The following is a 21,602-nucleotide window of genomic DNA, read 5'->3' on the forward strand; positions in this document are numbered from 1 at the left end:
TCACTCGACTCCCCCGAGGGTGCGGAACAGCGCGCGCGTGACCCCGCTCGGATCGCGCTGCAGCACCGACCGCAACGTGACCTGCGTCGTACCAAGCACGACCGTCGCCGTCAACAGGAAATGGTCGGTGACGCCGTCGATACGCTCCAGCATCTCCGGCTCCACGAGCCCGGAGAACGCCGCATCGATGTCCGCGAAGCCCGTATCGCCGCGCTGCTCGATCAGCGCCGCCGCCTGCGACAGATCGATCATATCGGACAGCGACGCGAGCACGACGTCGGATGCGGTGTTCACGTTGATCTTGGTGCCGGCCGGCAGCGCGGTGACGTACGGCGCGAGGCGCTCGTACGCGTCGCGGTCGAAGCCGTTGACCGCCATCAGCTCCGTCGGCGTCGTGACCATCGCGTTCGCGGTTCGGTACTGCGGGTTCGTGTCGGCGTACGCCTCATCCTCGCCGCCGTTCGGGAAATGCGGCTCCGCGTCGGGGTCGAGCCAGTCGACGACCGCGCCCGCGAGGGCGGGATCGAGCTCGACGAGCTCGAGCAGACGCTCGAATTGCGCGACGGCGATCTCGTCCGGCGTGCCGTCCGCGGCGATCAGGTTGTTCAGATTGAAGCGGCCTTGAAGGTCCTCGAGGCGTCCTGCGATCGCGCCCCCCTCGACCGGCAGCGGCGCGAGCTCGAGCGCCCAATCCTCGCCGAGATTGTCGCTGTCCGGCGAGTCGACGAGGTCCTGCCGCAGAATGTCCGCGGCCCAGGCCTCGGCGCCCTGCACGTACATCAATCCCTGGTCCGCGCCGAGCGCGGCCGTCGTACGCCGCAGGTCGAGCGTCGCTTCCCACATCAAGTTCACGGCGAGCACGGTACCGATCGTGACGACGAGCATCGCGGTGAGCACGGCGATCCCGCGCTGGCGGTCGCGCGGGCTCATCCGCTCGTCTCCACGAGACGCCATATGCGGCCGAAGTCCTCGAGCTCGACCGCGAGCTCGATCGCCCGCGGCCGCATCACGAGCGCCTGCGGCCCCTGAACCTCGAGCGGCGGCCATTCGAGATGCCACGTGCCGCCGGCGTCGAGAAAGCGGACCTCGACGTTCTCGACGCCGGTCAAGAGCTCGTCGCGGATCGGCGGCGTCGCAAGCGTGCGGTCCATCACGGGCCAATGGAAGCGGACGAGCTTGTCCTCCTCGAAATCGTAGGCGACCCGCAGCACCGTGCCCCGGCGGAAGCCCGCAGGGTTCGACCATCCGCCGCGGCTGAACTCGAGAGCGAAAAGGGAGTTGGGGTTCGCGAGGACGGCCGGGCTGTAGCCCGCAGCCAGCTCGTCGCGCGTGGGTCGGGGCTGAATCTGTGCGAGATCCTGAGCGACGATGCGCATCGCGAACTGCACCTCGCGCCAGCGCTCGGCGCGCTCGTGAGCGATCTCGCGCTGCCGGATCACGGTATTCAGCCCGCCGAGCGCCATGACGCCGATGATCGCGAGGATGGTCATCGCGACGAGCAGCTCGATCAGCGTGAACCCGCCGGCCTTCCTCATCCTCCAGCCTCCACCGCGGGCGGCAGCCAGCTCGCGGGCACGAAGCCGCGGGGCGGCGGCGGCTCGACCAGTCCCATGACCTCGTGCACGACGTCGTCCGGCGACTCCGAGAACGACACGGCGACTTCGACGCGCCGCAAGTTCGGCACTTGCGTCTCGAAGATCTCGGTGCGGAGGTGCCACATCCGGCCGGCGAACTCGAGCTCCTCCTCCTGCTCGCCGATCTCGGGCCAGCCGTTCTGCACGCTGAGCTCGGTGATCTTGTTCGTCGCGATCCAGCTCGCGAGCGTCTTCTCCTCGATGCGCGCGGCCCCGACGGCGTAGCGGCCGAGCTGGGTGTTCACGGCCATCATGCCGAGCGCGACGATCACGAGCGCGACCATCACCTCGAGCAGCGTGAAGCCCGCGCTCGAAGCGCGCTCAAGGCGAGTCGAAGCCATCCTTCGATACCGTGAAGGTGCCGTCGAAGTCCGCGGTCATCGTGAAGCGGCCCCCGGCCGGATCCCGATAGAACGCCGCCGTGAAAGGCGTGATCTCGCCGCTCGCGAGAATCATCACCTGCGGCTGCGGGCCCTCGTCCTCCGCGTCGCTGTCGTCGCCCGAGTCGTCGCCACTCGAGTCGTCGCGGGTCGACATGCTGCTCGACATCGGCTCGAGCACGAGGTCGCGATCCTCGATCTCGAGATCCACCTGCAACGGCTCCGGAAGCTCGTGATGGACGAGGAGATTGTCGCCGGGCGGCTCCACCCAACGCCGCTGCTCATAGTCGTACGTATAGAAGCGGTAACCGTCCTCGGCGAAAAGAACGCCGAAGTCGCGCGACTGCATCACCGCTTCTTCACGGACGAGGCTCAGCAAGCTTTGAAGCCTCGTGACCTCGCGCTCGAGGCCGCGCTCGTCGTCGACCAGATCCATCGAGAGGACCGCCGCACCGGCGAAGAGGCCGATGATCGTGACGACGACGAGCAGCTCGAGCAGCGTGAAGCCGCGGCTCGAGCGCGGGCGAGCGAGGAGCGCACGGCGGCGGCGCCGGCGTTCCCGCGCGGCGTCAGTCGAGATCCCAGTTGCCGATGTCGGCGTCGACACCTTCGCCGCCCTGCTCGCCGTCCGCGCCGTACGAGAACACGTCGAACTCGCCGCGCTGCCCGGGATTCAGGTACTGGTATTCGTTGTTCCACGGGTCGATCGGCAGCCGCGGCAGGTACCCACCGGGGTTCCAGTTCGGCGCGACGGCCTCGCCGGGGTTGGTGACGAGCGCCTCGAGCCCGTCCTCGGTGCTCGGGTAACGGAAGTTGTCGAGGCGATAGAGATTCAACGCGGTTTCGATCGCGCGAATGTCCTGCTTCGCGCGATTCACGGCGGCGGTGTCGATCCGGCCGAGCAGCCGCGGGGCCACCATCGCGGCGAGCAGCCCGATGATGACGACGACGACCATGATCTCGATCAGCGTGAAACCTCGCTGGGTCCGGATCGCCGTTGCTCTGATTGCTCGCATACTCTTACCTATTGCATGCTGGGACGCGCCGGAAGGCGCAGGCGGCACGCGCGTACCTCATACCTGCTCATACGCGCAGCGCGGCGCGGCGTCACGGGGAGCGGCTCCGGGGCCACCGGCCTGCGCAGGCGCAAGATAACACAACCCTAACAGGGGGAGTCGTGAACAGCGGCCATGTAGCGGCGGGCACGATCCCGTCGATTCGACAACGCGCGGCGCGATGGGTGCCCGTGCTCGTCCTGGCCGCGGCAGTGCTCGCGCTCGGCTTCGGCGGGGACGCGGCACGCGAAGCGCTGCGCTACGAGCGCGAGGCGCTCCAGGCCGGCGAGGTCTGGCGGCTGCTCACGGGCCACCTCGTGCACCTCGGCTGGGGGCACGTCGTGATGAACCTCGCGGCGCTCTTCCTGATCGCGTCGCTCATCGACGACGCTTTCGCAACCGCCGACTGGATCGGGGCATTCGCCGCGTCCGCGCTCGCGATCGACGGCGGGCTCTATTTTTTCGCTCCCGAGATCGACTGGTACGTCGGGCTTTCGGGCGTGCTCCACGGGCTCGTCGCGGCCGGCGCCGTGGCGCTGCTGCGCAGCTTTCCGCTGCTCGCCTGGCTTCTCGGCGCAGGTCTCGCCGTCAAGCTCGCGTATGAGCAGCGCTTCGGGCCGATTCCGCTTTCGGTGGAGACGTCCGGCGGCGCCGTGATCGTCGCCGCGCATCTCTACGGCGCAATAGGGGGGTTCGCGTTTGCGCTGCTTCGCCGCGCGGTTCCCGCCCGCAAAGCCGCCTCGCTATAATCGCGCCCGTTCCGACACGCGAGATTCTCCATGGACCCATCGACGTCGTCGCATCCCTTGCCCGGGATCGCCGGCCGCATCGCGCTCGTCACCGGCGCATCGCGCGGCATCGGCAGCGCGATCGCGGAAGCACTGGCCCGGCAGGGCGCCGTCGTCATCGGCACGGCCACGAGCGAAGCGGGCGCCGAGGGCATCGGCGCCCGGCTTCGCGACATCGGTGCCGCAGGCCGCGGCGTCGTGATGCGCGTCGACGACCCGAAGTCGGTCGACGAAGCCGTGAACGACATCGCATCGAGAGAGGGCGCGCCGACGATCCTCGTGAACAACGCGGGAATCACACGCGACAACCTTCTGATGCGGATGAAGCCGGAGGAGTGGGACGAGGTGCTTTCCACGAACCTCGGCTCGCTGTACCGGCTCTGCAAGGCCTGCGTTCGGGGGATGATGAAGGCGCGGCAGGGCGCGATCGTCAACATCGCGTCCGTCGTCGGCCTCTCGGGCAACCCGGGTCAGACGAACTACGCCGCGGCGAAGGCCGGGATGATCGGCTTCTCGAAGTCGCTCGCACGGGAGCTAGCGTCGCGAAACATCAGGGTGAACGTCGTCGCTCCCGGCTTCATCCAAAGCGACATGACGCGCGCGCTCGATGAGACGCAGGTCGAAGCCCTGCGCGCGCAGATCCCGTCCGGGCGCCTCGGCACGCCCGACGACGTCGCCGCCGCGGTCGTCTTCCTCGCGTCCGATGCGGCCGCTTACATCACCGGCGAAACGTTGAACGTGAACGGCGGGCTGTACATGCAGTAGCCTTGCGGCGTCCCGTCAAGCCATTGATCCGGCGAAGATAACGAAGCCGCCGTACGGCCCGCGGGACGGGCAACCGGCGTTGTAGAATGGCCCGGGTGATTCCAATACAATACGCGCCACGCCGGCCGGACCAATTGGTTCGGCCTGTCAATTAATGAGGGGTATCAGAGACATGAGCAGCGTCGAAGATCAGGTTCGGGGGATCATTGCCGAGCAGCTGGGGGTGAAGGCCGACGAAATCAGGAACGATGCCTCCTTCGTCGACGATCTGGGTGCCGACTCGCTGGATACCGTGGAGCTCGTGATGGCGTTGGAGGAGGAGTTCGAGACCGAGATTCCGGACGAGGAGGCCGAGAAGATCACCACGGTTCAGCAAGCCATCGACTACATTCTCGCAAAGAAGAACGAATCCTGAGCCCATCCACGACGCTGTCTGTCCTTCATCCCCGCACCCGAACCGAGAATCACGCGTGGCGAAGCGTCGGATCGTAGTCACAGGGCTCGGGCTGATTTCACCCACGGGCAACACCGTCGGGGAGGGCTGGCGCAACGTTCGCGACGGGAAGAGCGGCATTCGGCCGATCGACGCCTTCGACACGAGCGCGTTCTCCACGCGCATCGCCGGCACGATCGTCGGGTTCGACGTCGGCCGGTACATGGAGCCGAAGGAAGCCCGCAAGTGCGATCCGTTCATCCATTACGGTATCGCCGCCACGAAGCAAGCGCTCGACGACTCCGGAATCACGATCGACGATTCGAACGCGCACCGCATCGGTGTGATCATGGGTTCCGGGATCGGCGGCATCAGCACGATCGAAGCGAACTACCAGAAGTGGCTCGACAGCGGCCCGCGGCGCATCTCGCCGTTCTTCGTGCCGAGCAGCATCATCAACATGATCTCCGGCAACGTGGCGATCATGTACGGCTTGAAAGGCCCGAATCTCGCGCTCGTCACCGCCTGCACCACGTCGACGCACTGCATCGGCGTCGCGGCCCGCCTGATCCAGTACGGCGACGCGGACGTCATGTTCGCGGGCGGCGCCGAGTACGCGACCACGCCGCTCGGGCTCGGCGGCTTCTGCGCCGCCCGCGCTCTTTCGCAGCGCAACGACGATCCGCAGGGGGCGAGCCGCCCCTGGGACCGGGACCGCGACGGCTTCGTGCTGAGCGACGGCGCCGGCTGCATCGCGCTCGAGGAGTACGAGCACGCACGCGCCCGGGGCGCGAACATCTACGCCGAGCTGATCGGCTTCGGCATGAGCGACGACGCGCATCACATCACGGCGCCGGCGGAGGCGGGGGAGGGCGCGCAGCTCTGCATGCGCAACGCCCTTCGCGACGCCGGGATCGCGCCCGACGCCGTCGATTACATCAATGCTCACGGCACATCCACTCAGCTCGGCGACGTCGCCGAGACGGTCGCGATCAAGGCCACGTTCGGCGACCACGCGAAGAAGCTCGCGGTGAGCTCCACGAAATCGACCACGGGCCACATGATCGGCGCGGCCGGCGTCGCGGAAGCGATCTTCACGATCCTCGCGCTGCGCGAGCAGGTCATTCCTCCCACGATCAACCTCGAGAATCAGGACCCGGCCTGCGACCTCGACTACACGCCCAACGAGGCGCGGGAGGCGAAGCTCGAGGTCGCGCTGTCGAATTCGTTCGGTTTCGGCGGGACGAACGGCACGGTCGTCTTCAGGCGGTGGAGCTGACGCAGGTCGGCGCCCGGCGCTTCATCGCACACGACCGATCGCCTCGGCGGCCGCCGCAGCATTGAGCCGGAACCGGCACGGAGCGTGTCGTGGAATCGCTTTGGCTCGTCAACGGTGAGCGCAAGAACGTCGATCCCTCGGATCGAGGTCTCGCCTACGGCGACGGCGTGTTCGAGACGATGGCGTGCCGGGCCGGACGCATCCGCTGGCTCGACTACCATCTCGATCGCCTCACGCACGGTTGCGCTCGGCTCGCGATACCGACGCCGGACCGCTCGGCCCTGCGCGCCGAGATCGAAGCCCACTGCCCCGCGCTCGAGGATGCGGTCGTCAAGCTGATCGTCACGCGCGGTTCCGGCGCACGCGGCTATGCGCCGCCGGAGCCCGCGAAACCCACGCGGATTCTGTCGATCGCGCCCTGGTCCGAGCCGCCCGCCGCCGATTACACTCGGGGCATCGGCTTGAAGACCTGCGCCTTGCGGCTGGGCGAGAACCCACAGCTCGCGGGGCTCAAGCATTTGTGCCGGCTCGAGCAGGTGCTTGCTCGGATGGAGCTCGTGGGAACCAGCGCGCAAGAGGGACTCGTGCGAAGCAGCGGCGGCTTCGTCGTCGGCGGGATCTCGAGCAACGTATTCGCCGTTCGCGGAGGCCGCCTGCTGACGCCGCGGCTCACGCGCTGCGGCGTGCACGGCGTGATGCGGCGCGTCGTTCTCGAGCAGGCCGCACGAGCCGGGCTCGAGGCGATCGAGGCCGACATCGACCTTCCGACGCTCCTCGACGCGGACGAGCTGTTCGTGACCAACGCGCTGTTCGGCATCAAGCCGGTCAGCCGTGTCGATGCATGCGTCTTTTCGGTGGGGCCGCGCACGCAAGCGCTGATGCGGCTGCTCGGGTACGGGCCGAATGCGTAAGACTCTGCTGATCGCCGTCACGGCGCTCGCGCTGCTGCTGATCGGCGCGGCGGCGGCGGGTGTCGTCGCGTGGCGCGAGCTCGCTTCGCCGATGCCGATCGCGGAGCCGGCCGAGTTTTTCGAGATTGCTCCGGGAACGCCGCTCGCGCGGGTCAGCGCGGAGCTCGGCGAGCGCGGCCTCGTTCGACAGCCGTGGATTCTGACCTGGTACGCGCGCCTGTCGGGGGCCGCCACACACATCCACGCGGGCGAGTACCGCGTCGCACGCGGCACGACGCCGCTCGAGCTGCTCGATATGCTGGTCGCGGGGCGAGTGCATCTGCACCAGGTCACGATCGTCGAAGGTTGGCGCTTCGAGGATCTGCTGCGCGCGCTGCGCGAGCATCCCGCGGTGCAGGCCACCGACCTCGACGGAGCCGAGATCATGGCCGCGCTCGGTGAGCCCGGCGTGCATCCGGAAGGGCAGTTTCTCCCGGATACCTACTCGTTTCCGAAAGGCACGTCCGATCTCGAGCTGCTGCGACTCGCGCACGAGGGGCTCGAGCGCGTGCTCGGCGCGGCATGGGCCGACCGGAGCGCCGACGTCGCGCTCGAGACGCCCTACGACGCGCTGATTCTCGCTTCGATCATCGAGAAGGAGACGGCGCTCGACAGCGAGCGGCGGCTGATTGCCGGCGTCTTCAACCAGCGGCTGAAGCGCGGCATGCGCCTGCAAACCGACCCCACCGTGATCTACGGGCTCGGCGACGTCTACGACGGGAACCTGCGCCGCCGCGATCTCTCGACCGACACGCCCTACAACACCTACACGCGCGCCGGGCTGCCGCCGACGCCGATATCGCTGCCGAGCGCCGCGTCGATCGAAGCGGCCGTGAATCCGGCCCCCGGCGATGCGCTGTATTTCGTCGCCACCGGGCTGCCCGACGGCAGCCACTATTTCTCGTCCACGCTCGAAGAGCACAACCGCGCCGTCGGCCGCTATCTCGAGCGGCTGCGCAACGCACCGGATCAATGAAGCGACGCCGCTTGCGGCGACCGAGAACAATACGCACGTGCGAGGAGCATTCATCACGGTCGAAGGCATCGAAGGCGTCGGCAAGACGTCGAGCCTCGCAGTCATCGAGCGATGCCTATCGGCGCAAGGCCGCCGCGTCGTCGTGACACGCGAGCCCGGGGGCACCGTCCTCGGGGAACGGATCCGGGAATGGGTGCTGAGCTGCGATCATGAAAGCCTTTCGGCCGAGACGGAAGCGCTGCTGATGTTCGCGGCGCGCGCTCATCACCTGCGTCACGTTATCGCTCCGGCGCTCGAGGCGGGCCGATGGGTCGTCTGCGACCGATTCAGCGATGCGACGTTCGCTTACCAGGGCGGCGGGCGAGGCGTGTCGGCACCGTTCCTCGAATGCCTCCGCGACGGCGTGCACGGGGCGTACGGCGGTCTCGATCCGGATCTGACCCTTCTGCTCGACGCCCCCGTCGATGTGGGACGGGCGCGCATCCGCGATCGCGAGCCCGACCGCTTCGAGCGCGAGCAAACCGAGTTCTTCGAGCGCGTGCGCGAGACCTACCTTCGTCTTGCGGAACGCTACCCGGCCCGCATCCGGCGGATCGATGCGTCGGGCACGAAGGCCCACGTCGAGCAGGAGGTCGCGGAGGCGGTGATGCGCTTCGCGGCGGAGTTCGACCGCCGATGAGCCTACAGGAACCCGCGCTCGTCACGCTCGGCACGCGCCTTTGCCCTTGGCTCGCGGCGCCGCTCGAGCGCCTCGAGACGGCCCGCCGCAGCGAGCGGCTCGGCCATGCTTGGCTGATTCACGGGCCGGCCGGCACGGGCAAGCTGAATCTCGCGCTGGTCTTCGCGCACCGGCTGCTGTCGGGAACCGAGAGCGCGCCTCCGGACCTCGACGCGGAGGCGGCGGCCGCCGCGATGCGCGAACGCCGTGCACCCGGCGATCATCATCCCGATCTGCATTTCGTTTTTCCGCAGGAGGACAAACGGACGATCGGCATCGAGCAGATTCGCGACCTCTCGCAGAGTCTGACGTTGAAGGGCTTTCGCGGCGCGGCGAAGGTCGCCGTGGTCGAGCCGGCGGAGGCGATGACGGTCGCCGCCGCGAACGCGCTTTTGAAGACGCTCGAGGAGCCGGCGGAGCAGACCTACCTGCTGCTGATCAGCCATCAGCCCGATCGCCTGCTCCCGACGATTCGCAGCCGCTGCCAAGGGCTCGCGGTCGAGCCGCCTCCGAGCGGGATCGCCGCCGAGTGGCTCGGGCTCGACCCCTCCGAAGCGCACCCGGTTCTCCTGGTTTCCGGGCGGGCGCCGCTTCAAGCGGTCGAGCTCATGGATCCGGAAAAACTAGCTTTTTTAAATAATCTAGAGGAACAACTTGATCTTATTTCTCAGAGCAAGCTCGATCCGAAGGCGGTCGCCGAGGAGTGGGTGCGGAAGGACGTCGAGCAAGCCCTGTGCTGGCTGATCCGCCGTCTCGAGCACGCCATTCGGGAACGCAGCGCTTCGGGAGCGCATACGACCGCGGTCACACCGCCCGGAGGCGCACGGCTGCATAATGCATGGCTCGTCCTGCCGGTCCGGGCGCTCTTCGAGCGGCGAGACGCCGCGGAGAAGCTTCTCGATCGGCTCGGCAGCGGCATCAACGTCGAGCTGGCTCTGCACGCGTTACTACTCGACTTCCGACTCGAAAGAGGGCGGCGAACGTGACGAAACCGGGATTGCTGACGCTTACAATCAAGGACAAGAGCGCGCTGTATCTCGCGTACATGCCGTTCGTCAAGAACGGCGGCCTGTTCATCCCGACGAATTCGAGCTACAAGCTTGGCGACGAGGTCTTCATGCTCCTGAGCCTGATGGGCGAGGAGGAAAAGATTCCGGTGGCCGGGCGAGTGATCTGGATCACGCCGAAGGGCGCGCAGGGCAAGCGCACGGCCGGGATCGGCGTTCAGTTCAGCGAGCAGGACCAGGGCAACACGCAGAAGCGCATCGAGACGTACCTGGCCGGCGCACTCGGCGGCGACAAGCCGACGCACACGTTGTAGGCGACGCGGGGCAGCATTCGAATCGACGGCGGGGCGCGCGCGGGATTATTGCGCGCGCAGGTCGGTACGGTTCAAGCCGCCGCGCAGCACGTACGTCTGAAAGCCGCGCTCGTTGAGGATGAAGGCGCCCGCCGAGCTGCGCCTTCCGGTATCGCAGCAGACGACGTACTTCACGGAAGGGTCGAGGGTCTTCAGCTTCAGCCGGATGAAATAGAGCGGCACGTTGATCGCGCCCGGGTTGTGGTACGCCTCGAACTCGCTCGGCAGCCGCACGTCGAGCCACTGGCCGCCCGCGCGCACGATCTCCTCCGCCTCGTCGCGATCGACCCAGTCGAGCATCGGCTCGTTCAGCAGCGTGCGGAAGTCCTCCTTCCCGAGCCGCATAACCGAGCCGTCCGTATCCATGTAGACGGTGGCGTTGCGCTTGGACTCCGAGATCAGCGCCTCCTCGCCGAACGTGTCGCCGACATGAAGCTCGGCGAGGCGGATGCCTTCCTTGTTCAGCGGCGTCTCGCGGGTGACGATGCAGCGGCCGCGGGTGATGATGTAGAAGTAGTCGCCTTCGTCGCCCTGCTTGATGACGACGTCGCCGGCCTTGTAGTTGACCTGCTGAAGGCGCATGAAGATCGCCTGGATGTTGGCCGGCGGAATCTTGTAGAACGCCTTCGTCTGCAGGAGCGTGGTCATCCAATCGTCCGACGCCGGGGCGTCGCCGCGCAGCTCGCTGACTTCGTACGAGCCCGTCTGGTCCCACGTGAGCATCACGTCCAGAAGATCGCTGTCGACGGCGATGTACTCGCACGGCGTTGCGGCGACCGCCGAGCAGCGCCGCGGCAGGACCGGAGCGAGCGGGTTCGCCGCCTCCTCGGTTCCGCCCTTGATCGTCTGCACGACGCGCCCGCCCTCTCGGAGCTGGACCGTGCCGCGGAGCACGTAGACCGTGCGCTTCTCTGAATCGCCCTCGTGGAACAGCGCCTCTCCGGGCTGCGCGTTTCTCACTCTGACCTTCTTCACCAGCGCATGAAGATTTTCCTTCTTCAAGCTGGCCATCGGCGACAGCTTCTTCAGCTCCTTGACGTCGACGGGTCTGCTCATCTCATTGTTTCAGAAGGCTTTGGGCGACGAGTGACAACGGGCTCGGAGTCTACCACACGGCGCCTCGGGGCCGTGTTATTGCGTTCACGCTTCAAAGCGCCGCCAGCCGCCGTGCGGGACGAATCGAGGGCCGTGGCGCTCGGCCAACTGCTCGAGCCGCGCGACGATCTCGTGCGGACCGCGCTCGCGGGCATAGCGCAGCGGGCCTCCGGTGAACGGCGCGAAACCGGTGCCGAAGACCACGCCGGCATCGAGCAGGTCGGGATCGTCGGTGACACGCTCTGCGTAGCAGGCGACGGCTTCGTTGATCAGCGGCAACATCAATCGATCCTCGAGGTCGCCGTCGGGAGGCGGGAAGGTGCGCTGCTTGATCGCCCGCTCGCCGTCGTACCGGTAGAAGCCGGCGCCGCGTTTCACGCCGAGCTCGCCGGCTTCGACCTTGCTCGCGAGCGCCTTCGGCACCGATCGGCCGAGCGGCTCGGCCAGGATTCTCGCGACGTGGAGCGCGACGTCGAGACCGACCTTGTCGGCGAGCTCGACCGGGCCCATCGGCATGCCGAACGCCTTCGCCGCGGCGTCGATCGTCTCGAGCGCGTAGCCGTCCGCGTGCGCCTCGAGCGCTTCCAGCATGTAAGGCATCAGCACTCGATTCACGACGAAACCCGGCGAGCTACGGCAGGGGAGGGGCAGCTTGCCGATCTGGACGACGAACGCGAGCGCCTCCCGCATCGCGTCCTCGCCGGTGCTCTCGCCGCGGATGACCTCGACGAGCGGCAGGCTCGCGACCGGGTTGAAGAAATGCAAGCCGACGAACCGCTCCGGCCGCTCGAGCGCGCCGGCCATCTCCTCGAGCCGAATGCTCGACGTGTTCGTGGCGATAACCGCTTCCGGGCGCAGCCTCGGCCCGAGATCGCGCCACAGCGCCTTCTTCGCCTCGACGTCCTCGACGATGGCCTCGATCACGACGTCCGCCGCCGCCGCGCCGCGGCCTTCGAGGTCCGGCTCGAGGCGCTCGAACGCGGCTTGCGCGGCGCCCGGCGCCTTCAAGCGCTTCTCGAACAGCGTCCGAGCCCGCTTCAGCGCCGGCTCCACGAATTCCATCGCCCGGTCCTGCACGGTGACGTGCAGCCCGCGGAGGGCGCACCACGCAGCGATGTCGCCGCCCATCACGCCGGCGCCGATCACGTGCACGCGGCGCACGGTGTCGCTGCGAGGGGCGAGGTGGCGCATGCGCTCGCGGAGCACGAACAACCGCACGAGATTCTTCGCCGTCCGGCTGACCAGGAGCTCGCCGATCGACTCGGCCTCGGCGACGTACGCGGCCGGGCCGCGGCCGCCGTGACGTAGCCAAAGATCGAGGATCGCCTGGGGCGCCGGATAGTGCTTCGGATTCGCCTTCCGCGAGACCTCTGCGCGGATACGCCGCGCGAGCAGGTTCCGCACCGGCCTGCGGCTCAAGAGGCGCAGGTGGAGCGGCGCCTTCCGCGGCGCCGGCTGCGCTTCGATGAGCTCCACGCATGCGCGATCGAGCTCGTCGCGCTCGACCACGCGGTCCACCAGGCCGGCCTCCGCAGCCTCGACCGGCGATAGCGACCGACCCGTCAGCATCAGATCGAGCGCGCGCGGCGCGCCGAGCAGCTCAACGAGTCGCACGGTGCCGCCGAAACCCGGGTGGATGCCGAGCTGCACCTCGGGCACGCCGATGGTGCGCTCGTAGCCGATCACGGCGACTCGATATCGGCAGGCGAGCGCGAGCTCGAGCCCCCCGCCGAGCGTGTACCCGTCCAGAGCGGCGACGGTCGGAACGTCGAGCGCTGCGATCCGCGCAAGCACGATCTGCCCCTGCATCGCGAGGCGCGCGCCGTCCGCGGCGTCGGAGATCCGCTCGAACTCCTTCACGTCCGCGCCGAGGATGAATCCCGTGGATTTCGCCGATCGGAAGATGACGCCGCGAGGGTTCTCGTCGGCCAGCTCGCGCAGCTCCGCATCTAGCTCGAGCAGCACGTCCTTCGAAAGCGTGTTCGCGCTCGACTCGGCCTTGTCGAGCGTCAACCGGCAGATGCCGCTCGCATCGGTGTCGCGGCGCCAATGCTTCCGGACGGCGGCGGCCACGTGCGGTCCCGCTCCGTCAGGCCGCGACACGGGACTTGCCGGCGACCTCGAAATCGCACACGAGCGGCAGGTGATCCGAGTAGTTGACGTTCGGGATCGAGAAGCTCGTGACGCTGATGCCTTCGCCGTAGAGGACGAAGTCGAGCTCCTTGCGCGGGGAGCGGCTCGGATAAGAAGGCAGGCCGCGCGAATTCGCGCTTTGCAGCCCGGTGGCCTTCATGAAGAGATAGATCTCGTGCTCGCCCCAAAAGGTGTTGAAGTCGCCTGCGACGAGCACCGGCTTCTTCGACTGAAGGATCAGATCGTGCAACGAGCGCAGCTGCGCGTGACGATGCCGATACTTCAGCGACAGATGCACGAGGAAGATGGAGCAATCCTCGAGCTCGAGCTCGATGATCAGCCGCTTGATGCCTTTGTCGAAATAGTGAAAGCGCTCGCCGTGCACGTGCGGCGCTGCGAGAAACGCGTTGCCCTGCTTGCGAACGATCGGCAGGTGCTGGTTGAGCGACGCGGCGCCGTATTTGCATTGGTAAACGGAGTAGTGGCCGAGGGCCTTGCCGATGGCTTCGGCCTGGTTGATGCGGCGGGTGCGGATCGAGCCCGTGTCGACCTCGACGAGCGCGACGATGTCCGGGTTCTGGGCCTTGATGAAGTCCGTGATTCGCTGGAGGTTGCCGAGGTTGCCGAGCAGATAACCGACGCCCGGCAACGGCCAATGAAGGGCCTTTCCCAAACCGAGCCCGTACCGAATGTTGTACAGCAGAAGGCGCATTCGGGTAGTGTACCTAAGCCGTAGGGCCATTTTGAGGCGTAATGCCGCTGATCGCCCCGTGTTCGGAACGGCATCACAAAAATCCCGCGCGTTTCGTTGCAAACGGCGCGACCCGGTAGTAGGTTCCACGACACGAGACGGGTCAGGGGCCGGAGCCGATGTCGGAGAAGAATCCTATTCGAGTGTTCGTCACCCACGCCTTCGGGCAGCACGACGACTACCACCGCGTCTTCGAGTATCTGGAAGCCGCCTCCAACTTTTTCTACGTCAATTGCAGCGCCCCGGATCGCGTGCCGGCAGCCGGAGGCAAGGAGGCGCTGAAGGAGGAGCTGCGCAACCAGATCAAGAACGCCGAAGCGGTGCTCGTGCTGAGCGGGTTGTACTTGGAGAACCGCGACTGGATCACGTATCAAATGGACGCCGCGCAAGCCATGGACCTGCCGCTGATCGCGCTCGAGCCGTTCGGCGGGCTCGGCAAGGTACCCGAGGAGGTGGCGAAGCGCGCCGCCGAGGTCGTCGGGTGGAACGAGCGCTCCATCGTCGACGCCGTCCGCCGCCAGGCCCGGCACGAGGAGACCACCCGCTGGGACGTCATCGAGTTCCAGATGCCGGACTGACGTCGCCGACCGCGCGCCGCCCGCCCGCGCCGGCCCACGGCGCCGAAAACCGATGACCCGCGCTCCGGCGGTCATCGCGCATCGCGGCGCGAGCGGCTATCTCCCCGAGCACACGCGCGAAGCGAAAGTGCTCGCTTACGGTCAAGGCGCCGACTTCGTCGAGCAGGACGTCGTCGCCACGCGCGACGGTCATCTGGTCGTGCTGCACGACCTCTTTCTCGACCAGGTCACGGACGTGGCCGCGCGCTTCCCCGGCCGCGCTCGCGACGACGGCCGGCACTACGTGATCGACTTCGATCTGGACGAGATCAAGGCCCTGCGCGTGCGCGAGCGCCGCCGGCCGGACGGGCCGCAACCGTTGTTCCCCGAGCGGTTCCGGGACGACGCCGTCGCTTTTCGGGTCGCGACGCTCGACGAGGAGCTGCGGCTCGTGCAGGAGCTGAACCGTGAGACCGGGCGGAACGTCGGGATCTGCCCGGAGATCAAGCACCCCGATTTCCATCGCCGGCACGGCATCGACCTGGCGCGTCGGCTGCTCGAGACGCTCGCCGCGTTCGGCTATCGTTCCGCCGAGGACCGGGTCTTCGTCCAGTGCTTCGATGCCTCCGAGCTCAAGAGGTGCCGGGAAGCGCTCGGCACGCGCTTGCGGCTTGCGCAGCTGGTCGAGGACGACCGGCCGTTTCCGGACCCGGGCGCGCTCGCCGAGATCGCCTCGTACGCGGAGATCCTGGGCCCGCATTTCGCGCAGCTGGTCGACGTCCGGCGAGCGGGCGAGGGCGTCGCCGTCGTCGAGACCGCGGACACGGCCCTCGCCGCGGCCACCGCCGGGCTCGAGCTCTACCCGTATACGTTTCGCCGTGATCAGGTGCCGGCATTTTTTCCGACGTTCGAGGCGCTCTTGGCGTTTTTCTTCGAGGAAGTCGCCGTGAGCGGGGTCTTCTGCGACCATCCCGACATCGCGGTTCGGGTGCGCGACGGTCTCGCGCGGCGCACGAGCGGAGAAAGGGGCGAAGCGAGGCGCTGAACCCGATGGACAGCCCCTCGGAACTCACCTACAGTTGACTGTCTAGAGTGTCTTCACGTTTTGCTCCGAGACACTTCCGATGAAGCTGCTGGCCGCAAGCCTCCTCCCGCTGATGGTGGTCGGTTGCGCGGGCGCTCCCACGACGAGCGATACGGGCCCCGCCGACCGCTGCGAAGTCACGGACTGTTTCTTCGAGCGTGACGTCCGCTCGTTCGAGGTCGTCGACAGCGACACCGTCGTCGTCTACGTCGGGTCGCAGCGCTGCCCCTTCGTCGTCGAGCTCGAAGGCATCGCGTGCGACGTCGCGATCGCGCCTCAGATCCATTTCATGCAAGCCGCCCTCGGGCGGTTCGATCGGGTCGCGCCGGTCCGAAGCGCGCAGATTTGCAGCACGACCACCGGGCTCTACCTGTATGCGGGCATCATCGACCCGTCCGCGTTGTTCGACCGCGAATCGATCGATCCGATCACGGGCCGCCGCCGGGGTCTCGGCGGCTTCCCGAGCGACGACGCCGGGTTCGACGGGGCGATCCAGGTCGATCCGACGTCCCGGGACATCTGCCGCGTCGACGACATCCGCTCCGTCAACGACGATCAGCTGATCGAGCTTTTCGTGGAGGAGGGCGTCGCCGCTCCGCCGCCGCCGGTCGGGAGCGGGGAGCTCGAGGTGCCCGAGCAGCCGGAGGAGGCTGGGGCAGCACCCGGCGGCGCTGCCGCGCCGCCGACGCAAGACGGCGGCAGAGAGGAGGCCGAGCAGCCTTCCAGCGCGCCCGCCGAGGGATCGCGCTCCGAGCCCGCCGCGGAAGACTGATCCGTTAGAGCTGGCAGGCCGGTCGCTTGCCCGCCTCGCGAGCGGCGTTGTACTGGACGAGCGCGGGCGTCAAGTTCTTGATCAGATCGTCGAGGCGCCGGTCATCGCCCGGGTGCGTCGACAGGAACTCCGGCGGCTTATTCTCGTTGGCGGCCGACATGTTCTTCCACAAGTAGATCGTCGCGCGCGGATCGAATCCGGCCTTCGCCATGTATTCGAGACCGACGACGTCCGCCTCGCTCTCCTGCTTGCGGCTGTACGGCAGATTCCACAGCAACGCAGTGGCCGTGCGCGCGATGTCGGTGCCTGCGACGGCGCCGCCGAGAATCGCAAGCGCGTCGCCCCGTGACTGCCGCTTGGCGCGCTCCATCACGTGATCGGACGTGAGATGCGCGATCTCGTGCCCGATGACGGCCGCGAGCGCGTCCGGCGTGTCGGCGACTCTCAAGATGCCGGTGAACACGCCGACCTTACCGCCCGGCATCGCGAAGGCATTCATGGTCTCGTCGTCGAACACGCGGATCTCCCATGGGAGATCTCCGAACGACGGGTCCAGCACGTCGATGATGTCGTTCGTGATGCACTCGACGTAGGCTTGCACCCTGGCGTCCGGCGCAGGCGGCAAGTGCTTCTTCATCATCAGCCATTGCACGCGCGCTTCGCGCTCGATTTCCTTCTCGGAGACGAACAGGCCGGCTTGGGCCGTGCTAGCCAGCAAAACGCCGCCGAGCAGACCGGCGGCTAGGGCGGCGGCACCGCTCCGGATCGTGACTTGGCGCATGGGTCACCTGCCTCGTGATCGCTGCGTCTTTGGAGTCCCGGAGGACTCCGGCGGTTCACTCTGAGAAGCATACTACAAGCGGTCCCGGGGTGCCGCGACGCCGGTCCCCCAGCACCGGCGGCCGTTGCGCGGGTGCCACGCGGCGTCTGGCCTGAGGGCGCCGCCGCATGGGCGGCGGACCGGGGGCTGGCTGACGCGGCATCCCGCGGGGCTTGTCCCGCGGCAACCGTGGCGGCAGGCGGCGCCAAGCCGCCCCGGAGCCGCGGGCCGCAGGGCTGCCGGTTCGCTGTCAGAGCCGGGCGCCGTCGAGCGCCGGGCGCCGTCAAGGGCCGGACGCGCCCGGCGGACGAGGCCGTCAGTCCGCCGGAGGAGCGTCAGTCCGCCGACGCCATCCGTATTCGCTTATCGGCGAATCCGAACAGCAGACGCGGATCGAGCTTCAACTGCAGAAACACGAGCCCGCTGACCGTGGGATCCACGCGGGTCACGTTCGTCGCGCTGTCCATCATCGACTGGGAAAGATAGGTCAGATTCAGCGCGACGCTCCGGGTACCGAACGTCAGCGCCGGCAGAAGCCCGGGAAACGGCTCGTTGTCGTTGACGTCTTGGCGCGTCATCAGGAAGCCCACGACGCCGACATCGACGAAAAGGCCCTCGTGGAGCGACGAGAGCCGAAAACGGCGCTTCAGGCCGCCGCCGGCCATGTACGACATCTCGTCGGCGCTGTCCACGAAGCCGTTGAAGAGCGCTACTTTGACCCAGCGCGACCCGGCGTCGAATTCTCGCTCGATGCCGAGGCCCCAGTTTTGCTCGTTCCAATCTTTGGACGAGTTCACATGGATCGATTTCCCGTTCAGGACAAGGCTCCAGTCTTGAGCCGCCGCCGGAAAGGAGATGCCGAGCAAGAGCGCAAGCATGGCGCTCGCGAAGAGCTTCGAGGTGTCCATGAACCATCGGAAGCAAGTCGTATGCCATTTCGAAAATTTTCTCTACACCAATAAGTTAGCGACGCTACTTAATGACCGAAATCAGAAAGTGTAAAGCGTTCCGACAGCGTGGCGGCGCCGGCTGGCGCGAAGCTCGAGGGGCTCATCGACGCCTCGGGATGGCGTCGCGGGAGGCAAACGGGCACGGGACGGTCACAGGACGGTCGGTGAAGGAGGAACCGACCGTCGATAGTCCAGTGCGCATAATGTATATTATGTCAATTTAGAGCTTAGTCGACGAAAGTAGCTGTCGGCAGATGTTGTCCGGCCAACGAAATTCCGGTAACCCTCTTCAAAATTCCGGTATCGCATTGAGCGTCAGGGATCGGCGGGCTCGGGCTGAGGCGATAGCCTGCGCCGGGCGGCTTTATCGCATTCGAGCCCCCTCGCCTTGTGTATCGTCGTTATGGACTTCGCGGGAGGCATTGGCCGCACGTAGGAGCGTCAGACTGCTGCTCCGCATGCCTTCTCAATGGTGGGCGGCGATTTTGAACGTGCTCGATGCGAAGCTCGGACCGAACTGCACGCTCGTGCCGTAGGCGTGATCGTCTTAGGTGCTGACGAAGCCACGGCCTGACCTGCGCTGAAAGGTGAGGTCCGACGAAACCGTTGCCGAGCTCCGATGAGCTACTCGCTTGACATTTCGATTATCCTCGGAATATCGTAGTAGACATGAAAACCCGCGACGCCATCGAAGCTCTGGCCGCTCTCGCGCACGAGCACCGCCTCGCCGTCTTTCGCCTCCTCGTCGAGAGGGGCCCGGAGGGACTCCCGGCCGGCGAGATCGCCGAGCGCATCGGCCTCCTTCCGTCCTCGCTCACTTTCCATTTGCAGCATCTGACGCGCGCGGGCCTGCTCACTCAGCGGCGCATGGGTCGGCAGCTCATCTACGCCGCCGACTTCGACGCGATGAATGCACTGGTCGGCTATCTGACCGAGAACTGCTGCAGCGGAGCCGGCGGCTGCACGCCCGCAACCGCGCCTAAGAAGCCGTCCGGCAGTCGCAAGGCCACCCAGGTCGCCTGACCGAGACCGCATCATGACAACGATCACCGCTCGCCCCTCTCTTTCGGCTGCCGTCGATTTCCTTGCAGCGGTCCGCGTCTGCTGCACCTCCCCGGAGAAAGCGGAAGCGCAAGATCGCAGGGCCGCCTGCTGCGCTTGAGGCACGCCGCGAGTGCGACCCATGCCGGATCCCGACACTCTGCCGAACCTCGACTCCGACCACGTGGACGCACCGGATGTCGGGCGCTTTGCCCTCCCACACCCTTCGATGCATCCACCGCGCATCCTGCTGCTGTACGGCTCGCTGCGCGAGCGCTCCTACAGCCGCCTTCTGACCGAAGAAGCGGCGCGCCTGCTGCGTCGCTTCGGCGCCGAGCCGTGCATCTTCGATCCGCGGGAGTTGCCGCTGCCGGATGCCACGGCCGCGAATCATCCGAAGGTGCAGGAGCTACGCGCCCTGTCCGAGTGGTCGGAAGGCCAAGTGTGGTGCAGCCCGGAGCGCCACGGCAATATCACCGGCGTGTTCAAGAGTCAGATCGACTGGCTGCCGCTGAACACCGGCAGCATCCGCCCAACCCAGGGACGCACGCTCGCAGTGATGCAGGTCTGTGGCGGCTCGCAGTCCTTCAACGCAGTGAACGCGCTGCGGGTCCTCGGGCGCTGGATGCGCATGATCACCATCCCGAACCAGTCCTCGGTGCCCAAAGCGTTTCAGGAGTTCGATGAAGCTGGACGCATGAAGCCGTCGCCCTACTACGATCGCGTGGTCGATGTAATGGAAGAGCTGGTGAAGTTCACGCTCCTCACACGCGATCACGCCTCATATCTAAATGATCGCTATAGTGAGCGACGAGCGGACGCCGAAGCCGCTCAGAAGATCGAGCGCATGGTTGATGCCGCGTCGAACACCCGTTGAGGCACGAGCCCCTGCGCTTCGTGAGCGCCGGGACGCGTATACCTTCCGGATCACGGACTTCGTAACGGGTCCATGCTGACCATCAAGTCGCCTCGAACCGCGACTCGAGCGGTAGACGTGCTGATCGTGGGCGCCGGCCAGGCCGGGCTCGCCGCGGCCCGGGCGGTGACTGAGCGCGGCGTAGCCTGCGTCGTGCACGAGCGCCACCCCAGAATCGGCGATTCGTGGCGCAGGCGGTTCGATTCCCTCGTGCTCTTCACGCCCCGTCGTATCAGCACCCTGCCCGGTCTCGACCATGAAGGCGATCCGCGCGGCTATCCCGGCAAGGACGAGATGGGCGACTACCTCGAGCGCTACGCCAAGCGCTTCTCTCTGCCCGTCGTCGCCGGCAACGGCGTTGCGCGTCTTACGAGGGAGCAGGAGCATTTCCGGGCAGAGCTGGACGACGGTAGCGTCATTTCCAGCCGAGCCGTCGTCGTCGCCATCGGGACCTTCCAGCGCCCGCGCGTTCCCGGCTTCGCTTCTCGACTTGCACCGCACGTGCTGCAACTCGATGCCGCCTCGTATCGCAACCCTGCGCAGATCCGCGGACGTCGCGTGTTGATCGTCGGCGATGGCGCAACGGGCCGGCAGATTGCGCTCGAGCTCGCGCCTCACTACAGCGTCATCCTCGCTACCGGACGTCGGCGCAACTTCGGCTTTCAACGCTTGTTCGGCACTGATACGACGGAGCTCGCGCTGCGCACGGGCCTACTCACCGCGGACAAAGCCAGCGTCGCCGGTCGTCTCGTGCGTGCGCTCGACTTGACACCCGGGCTGAATCTCCAGCTCCGGGCGCTGCGTAGAGCGGGCATCGAGGTGATGCGCCGTTGCGTCGACGCGGAGGGGCAGCGGGTGACCCTCGCGGATGGTAGCCAGCGTGACGTCGATGCCGTGATTTACGCGGCGGGTTACGTTGACGACACGACATGGGTAGACATTCCGGGTGCGACCGAAGGGGGGCGGTTGCTGGAGCACCGCGGAATCTCGCCGGTACCCGGGCTCTACTACGTGGGACGCGATTGGCAAACGTCTCGTGCTTCCGGGCTCGTCTGTGGAGTCGCATACGATGCAGAGGCAATTGGCGCTCGTCTGAGCGAAGGAGCGACGTTCTCCTAGAAGCGGTGTCGAGGAGGAGTAGCAAG

Annotated in this window: 25 protein-coding genes; 15 read left to right on the plus strand and 10 right to left on the minus strand. The window is 67.0% G+C overall.

Features of this window, described 5'->3' with window-relative positions:
• Genes gspK through gspG form a run of 5 tightly spaced genes read right to left on the minus strand, consistent with a single transcriptional unit; the run spans position 1 to position 3,030 of the window.
• On the minus strand, positions 1–930 hold the full coding sequence (gene gspK, locus VF329_04780; GenBank protein HEX7080306.1) for a type II secretion system minor pseudopilin GspK: 930 nt from the start codon (positions 928–930) through the stop codon (positions 1–3).
• Positions 927–1,535 carry a type II secretion system minor pseudopilin GspJ gene (gene gspJ, locus VF329_04785; GenBank protein ID HEX7080307.1) on the minus strand — a complete coding sequence of 203 codons (609 nt, stop codon included), beginning with the start codon at positions 1,533–1,535 and terminating at the stop codon, positions 927–929. The genes gspK and gspJ overlap by 4 nt, the downstream gene beginning before the upstream one ends.
• Entirely contained in the window at positions 1,532–1,975 is a 444-nt protein-coding gene (gene gspI / locus VF329_04790) for a type II secretion system minor pseudopilin GspI (protein HEX7080308.1), read from the minus strand. The genes gspJ and gspI overlap by 4 nt, the downstream gene beginning before the upstream one ends.
• Positions 1,956–2,621, minus strand: coding sequence for a type II secretion system minor pseudopilin GspH (gene gspH / locus VF329_04795; GenBank protein HEX7080309.1), 666 nt, complete (start codon positions 2,619–2,621; stop codon positions 1,956–1,958). The genes gspI and gspH overlap by 20 nt, the downstream gene beginning before the upstream one ends.
• Complete coding sequence (gene gspG, locus VF329_04800) at positions 2,584–3,030, minus strand: type II secretion system major pseudopilin GspG (GenBank protein HEX7080310.1); 447 nt, start codon at positions 3,028–3,030, stop codon at positions 2,584–2,586. The genes gspH and gspG overlap by 38 nt, the downstream gene beginning before the upstream one ends.
• A 161-nt stretch (positions 3,031–3,191) precedes the next feature.
• Between gspG and rrtA the strand changes: the two genes are divergently transcribed.
• The 9 genes from rrtA to VF329_04845 all read left to right on the plus strand — a co-directional run bounded on the left by rrtA (position 3,192) and on the right by VF329_04845 (position 10,299).
• A complete protein-coding gene (rrtA, locus tag VF329_04805) occupies positions 3,192–3,818 on the plus strand; it encodes a rhombosortase (protein ID HEX7080311.1) in 627 nt (208 codons plus the stop codon).
• 30 nt (positions 3,819–3,848) lie between these two features.
• Entirely contained in the window at positions 3,849–4,622 is a 774-nt protein-coding gene (fabG, locus tag VF329_04810; GenBank protein ID HEX7080312.1) for a 3-oxoacyl-ACP reductase FabG, read from the plus strand.
• A gap of 172 nt (positions 4,623–4,794) precedes the next feature.
• The gene (acpP, locus tag VF329_04815) at positions 4,795–5,037 is read left to right on the plus strand and encodes an acyl carrier protein (protein HEX7080313.1); all 243 of its coding nucleotides are present in this window, start codon (positions 4,795–4,797) and stop codon (positions 5,035–5,037) included.
• A 55-nt stretch (positions 5,038–5,092) separates the two neighbouring features.
• On the plus strand, positions 5,093–6,334 hold the full coding sequence (gene fabF, locus VF329_04820) for a beta-ketoacyl-ACP synthase II (protein ID HEX7080314.1): 1,242 nt from the start codon (positions 5,093–5,095) through the stop codon (positions 6,332–6,334).
• Positions 6,335–6,423: 89 nt separating this feature from the next.
• Positions 6,424–7,245: an aminodeoxychorismate lyase gene (gene pabC, locus VF329_04825; GenBank protein HEX7080315.1), complete on the plus strand. Its 822-nt coding sequence runs from the start codon at positions 6,424–6,426 to the stop codon at positions 7,243–7,245.
• Complete coding sequence (mltG, locus tag VF329_04830; GenBank protein HEX7080316.1) at positions 7,238–8,260, plus strand: endolytic transglycosylase MltG; 1,023 nt, start codon at positions 7,238–7,240, stop codon at positions 8,258–8,260. Before pabC ends, mltG begins: the two co-directional genes overlap by 8 nt.
• Positions 8,261–8,297: 37 nt before the next feature.
• Positions 8,298–8,939, plus strand: coding sequence for a dTMP kinase (tmk, locus tag VF329_04835; protein ID HEX7080317.1), 642 nt, complete (start codon positions 8,298–8,300; stop codon positions 8,937–8,939).
• Positions 8,936–9,964, plus strand: coding sequence for a hypothetical protein (locus VF329_04840; GenBank protein ID HEX7080318.1), 1,029 nt, complete (start codon positions 8,936–8,938; stop codon positions 9,962–9,964). The genes tmk and VF329_04840 overlap by 4 nt, the downstream gene beginning before the upstream one ends.
• Positions 9,961–10,299 carry a PilZ domain-containing protein gene (locus tag VF329_04845; protein ID HEX7080319.1) on the plus strand — a complete coding sequence of 113 codons (339 nt, stop codon included), beginning with the start codon at positions 9,961–9,963 and terminating at the stop codon, positions 10,297–10,299. Before VF329_04840 ends, VF329_04845 begins: the two co-directional genes overlap by 4 nt.
• 45 nt (positions 10,300–10,344) lie before the next feature.
• Here the strand turns inward: VF329_04845 and VF329_04850 are convergent, their stop codons facing one another.
• From VF329_04850 to VF329_04860, 3 genes are all read right to left on the minus strand, one after another.
• Positions 10,345–11,394 (minus strand): cyclic nucleotide-binding domain-containing protein, encoded by a 1,050-nt coding sequence (locus VF329_04850; GenBank protein HEX7080320.1) that lies wholly within the window; start codon positions 11,392–11,394, stop codon positions 10,345–10,347.
• A gap of 84 nt (positions 11,395–11,478) precedes the next feature.
• Entirely contained in the window at positions 11,479–13,506 is a 2,028-nt protein-coding gene (locus VF329_04855; protein ID HEX7080321.1) for a 3-hydroxyacyl-CoA dehydrogenase NAD-binding domain-containing protein, read from the minus strand.
• Between the two features lie 16 nt (positions 13,507–13,522).
• Complete coding sequence (locus tag VF329_04860) at positions 13,523–14,278, minus strand: endonuclease/exonuclease/phosphatase family protein (GenBank protein ID HEX7080322.1); 756 nt, start codon at positions 14,276–14,278, stop codon at positions 13,523–13,525.
• A 182-nt stretch (positions 14,279–14,460) separates the two neighbouring features.
• On the opposite strand from VF329_04860, the gene VF329_04865 reads away from it, so the two are divergent.
• From VF329_04865 to VF329_04875, 3 genes are all read left to right on the plus strand, one after another.
• Positions 14,461–14,895 (plus strand): TIR domain-containing protein, encoded by a 435-nt coding sequence (locus tag VF329_04865; protein HEX7080323.1) that lies wholly within the window; start codon positions 14,461–14,463, stop codon positions 14,893–14,895.
• 52 nt (positions 14,896–14,947) lie between these two features.
• Positions 14,948–15,919, plus strand: coding sequence for a glycerophosphodiester phosphodiesterase (glpQ, locus tag VF329_04870; GenBank protein HEX7080324.1), 972 nt, complete (start codon positions 14,948–14,950; stop codon positions 15,917–15,919).
• A 79-nt stretch (positions 15,920–15,998) separates the two neighbouring features.
• Positions 15,999–16,730 carry a hypothetical protein gene (locus tag VF329_04875; GenBank protein HEX7080325.1) on the plus strand — a complete coding sequence of 244 codons (732 nt, stop codon included), beginning with the start codon at positions 15,999–16,001 and terminating at the stop codon, positions 16,728–16,730.
• A gap of 4 nt (positions 16,731–16,734) precedes the next feature.
• Here VF329_04875 and VF329_04880 read toward each other — a convergent pair whose 3' ends face one another.
• Together VF329_04880 and VF329_04885 are read right to left on the minus strand one after the other, a co-directional pair.
• A complete protein-coding gene (locus VF329_04880; GenBank protein ID HEX7080326.1) occupies positions 16,735–17,511 on the minus strand; it encodes a M48 family metallopeptidase in 777 nt (258 codons plus the stop codon).
• 374 nt (positions 17,512–17,885) lie between these two features.
• On the minus strand, positions 17,886–18,458 hold the full coding sequence (locus tag VF329_04885; protein ID HEX7080327.1) for a hypothetical protein: 573 nt from the start codon (positions 18,456–18,458) through the stop codon (positions 17,886–17,888).
• A gap of 711 nt (positions 18,459–19,169) precedes the next feature.
• Between VF329_04885 and VF329_04890 the strand changes: the two genes are divergently transcribed.
• The 3 genes from VF329_04890 to VF329_04900 all read left to right on the plus strand — a co-directional run bounded on the left by VF329_04890 (position 19,170) and on the right by VF329_04900 (position 21,576).
• Positions 19,170–19,523, plus strand: a complete 354-nt coding sequence (locus tag VF329_04890; protein HEX7080328.1) for a metalloregulator ArsR/SmtB family transcription factor — start codon at positions 19,170–19,172, stop codon at positions 19,521–19,523.
• A 160-nt stretch (positions 19,524–19,683) separates the two neighbouring features.
• Positions 19,684–20,418, plus strand: a complete 735-nt coding sequence (arsH, locus tag VF329_04895) for an arsenical resistance protein ArsH (GenBank protein ID HEX7080329.1) — start codon at positions 19,684–19,686, stop codon at positions 20,416–20,418.
• A 72-nt stretch (positions 20,419–20,490) separates the two neighbouring features.
• Complete coding sequence (locus VF329_04900) at positions 20,491–21,576, plus strand: NAD(P)/FAD-dependent oxidoreductase (GenBank protein ID HEX7080330.1); 1,086 nt, start codon at positions 20,491–20,493, stop codon at positions 21,574–21,576.
• Positions 21,577–21,602 lie beyond the last annotated feature (26 nt).

It is taken from the genome of Gammaproteobacteria bacterium, assembly GCA_036381015.1.
Lineage (GTDB): Bacteria > Pseudomonadota > Gammaproteobacteria > Steroidobacterales > Rariloculaceae > ZC4RG20.

Excerpts from the sequence above, each read along its gene's own strand:
- gspK (HEX7080306.1), bottom strand. The coding sequence starts at position 930 with ATGAGCCCGCGCGACCGCCAGCGCGGGATCGCCGTGCTCACCGCGATG.
- gspJ (HEX7080307.1), bottom strand. The coding sequence starts at position 1,535 with ATGAGGAAGGCCGGCGGGTTCACGCTGATCGAGCTGCTCGTCGCGATG.
- gspI (HEX7080308.1), bottom strand. The coding sequence starts at position 1,975 with ATGGCTTCGACTCGCCTTGAGCGCGCTTCGAGCGCGGGCTTCACGCTG.
- gspG (HEX7080310.1), bottom strand. The coding sequence starts at position 3,030 with ATGCGAGCAATCAGAGCAACGGCGATCCGGACCCAGCGAGGTTTCACG.
- fabG (HEX7080312.1), top strand. The coding sequence starts at position 3,849 with ATGGACCCATCGACGTCGTCGCATCCCTTGCCCGGGATCGCCGGCCGC.
- acpP (HEX7080313.1), top strand. The coding sequence starts at position 4,795 with ATGAGCAGCGTCGAAGATCAGGTTCGGGGGATCATTGCCGAGCAGCTG.
- mltG (HEX7080316.1), top strand. The coding sequence starts at position 7,238 with ATGCGTAAGACTCTGCTGATCGCCGTCACGGCGCTCGCGCTGCTGCTG.
- VF329_04840 (HEX7080318.1), top strand. The coding sequence starts at position 8,936 with ATGAGCCTACAGGAACCCGCGCTCGTCACGCTCGGCACGCGCCTTTGC.
- VF329_04850 (HEX7080320.1), bottom strand. The coding sequence starts at position 11,394 with ATGAGCAGACCCGTCGACGTCAAGGAGCTGAAGAAGCTGTCGCCGATG.
- VF329_04860 (HEX7080322.1), bottom strand. The coding sequence starts at position 14,278 with ATGCGCCTTCTGCTGTACAACATTCGGTACGGGCTCGGTTTGGGAAAG.
- glpQ (HEX7080324.1), top strand. The coding sequence starts at position 14,948 with ATGACCCGCGCTCCGGCGGTCATCGCGCATCGCGGCGCGAGCGGCTAT.
- VF329_04875 (HEX7080325.1), top strand. The coding sequence starts at position 15,999 with ATGAAGCTGCTGGCCGCAAGCCTCCTCCCGCTGATGGTGGTCGGTTGC.
- VF329_04880 (HEX7080326.1), bottom strand. The coding sequence starts at position 17,511 with ATGCGCCAAGTCACGATCCGGAGCGGTGCCGCCGCCCTAGCCGCCGGT.
- VF329_04885 (HEX7080327.1), bottom strand. The coding sequence starts at position 18,458 with ATGGACACCTCGAAGCTCTTCGCGAGCGCCATGCTTGCGCTCTTGCTC.
- VF329_04890 (HEX7080328.1), top strand. The coding sequence starts at position 19,170 with ATGAAAACCCGCGACGCCATCGAAGCTCTGGCCGCTCTCGCGCACGAG.
- arsH (HEX7080329.1), top strand. The coding sequence starts at position 19,684 with ATGCCGGATCCCGACACTCTGCCGAACCTCGACTCCGACCACGTGGAC.
- VF329_04900 (HEX7080330.1), top strand. The coding sequence starts at position 20,491 with ATGCTGACCATCAAGTCGCCTCGAACCGCGACTCGAGCGGTAGACGTG.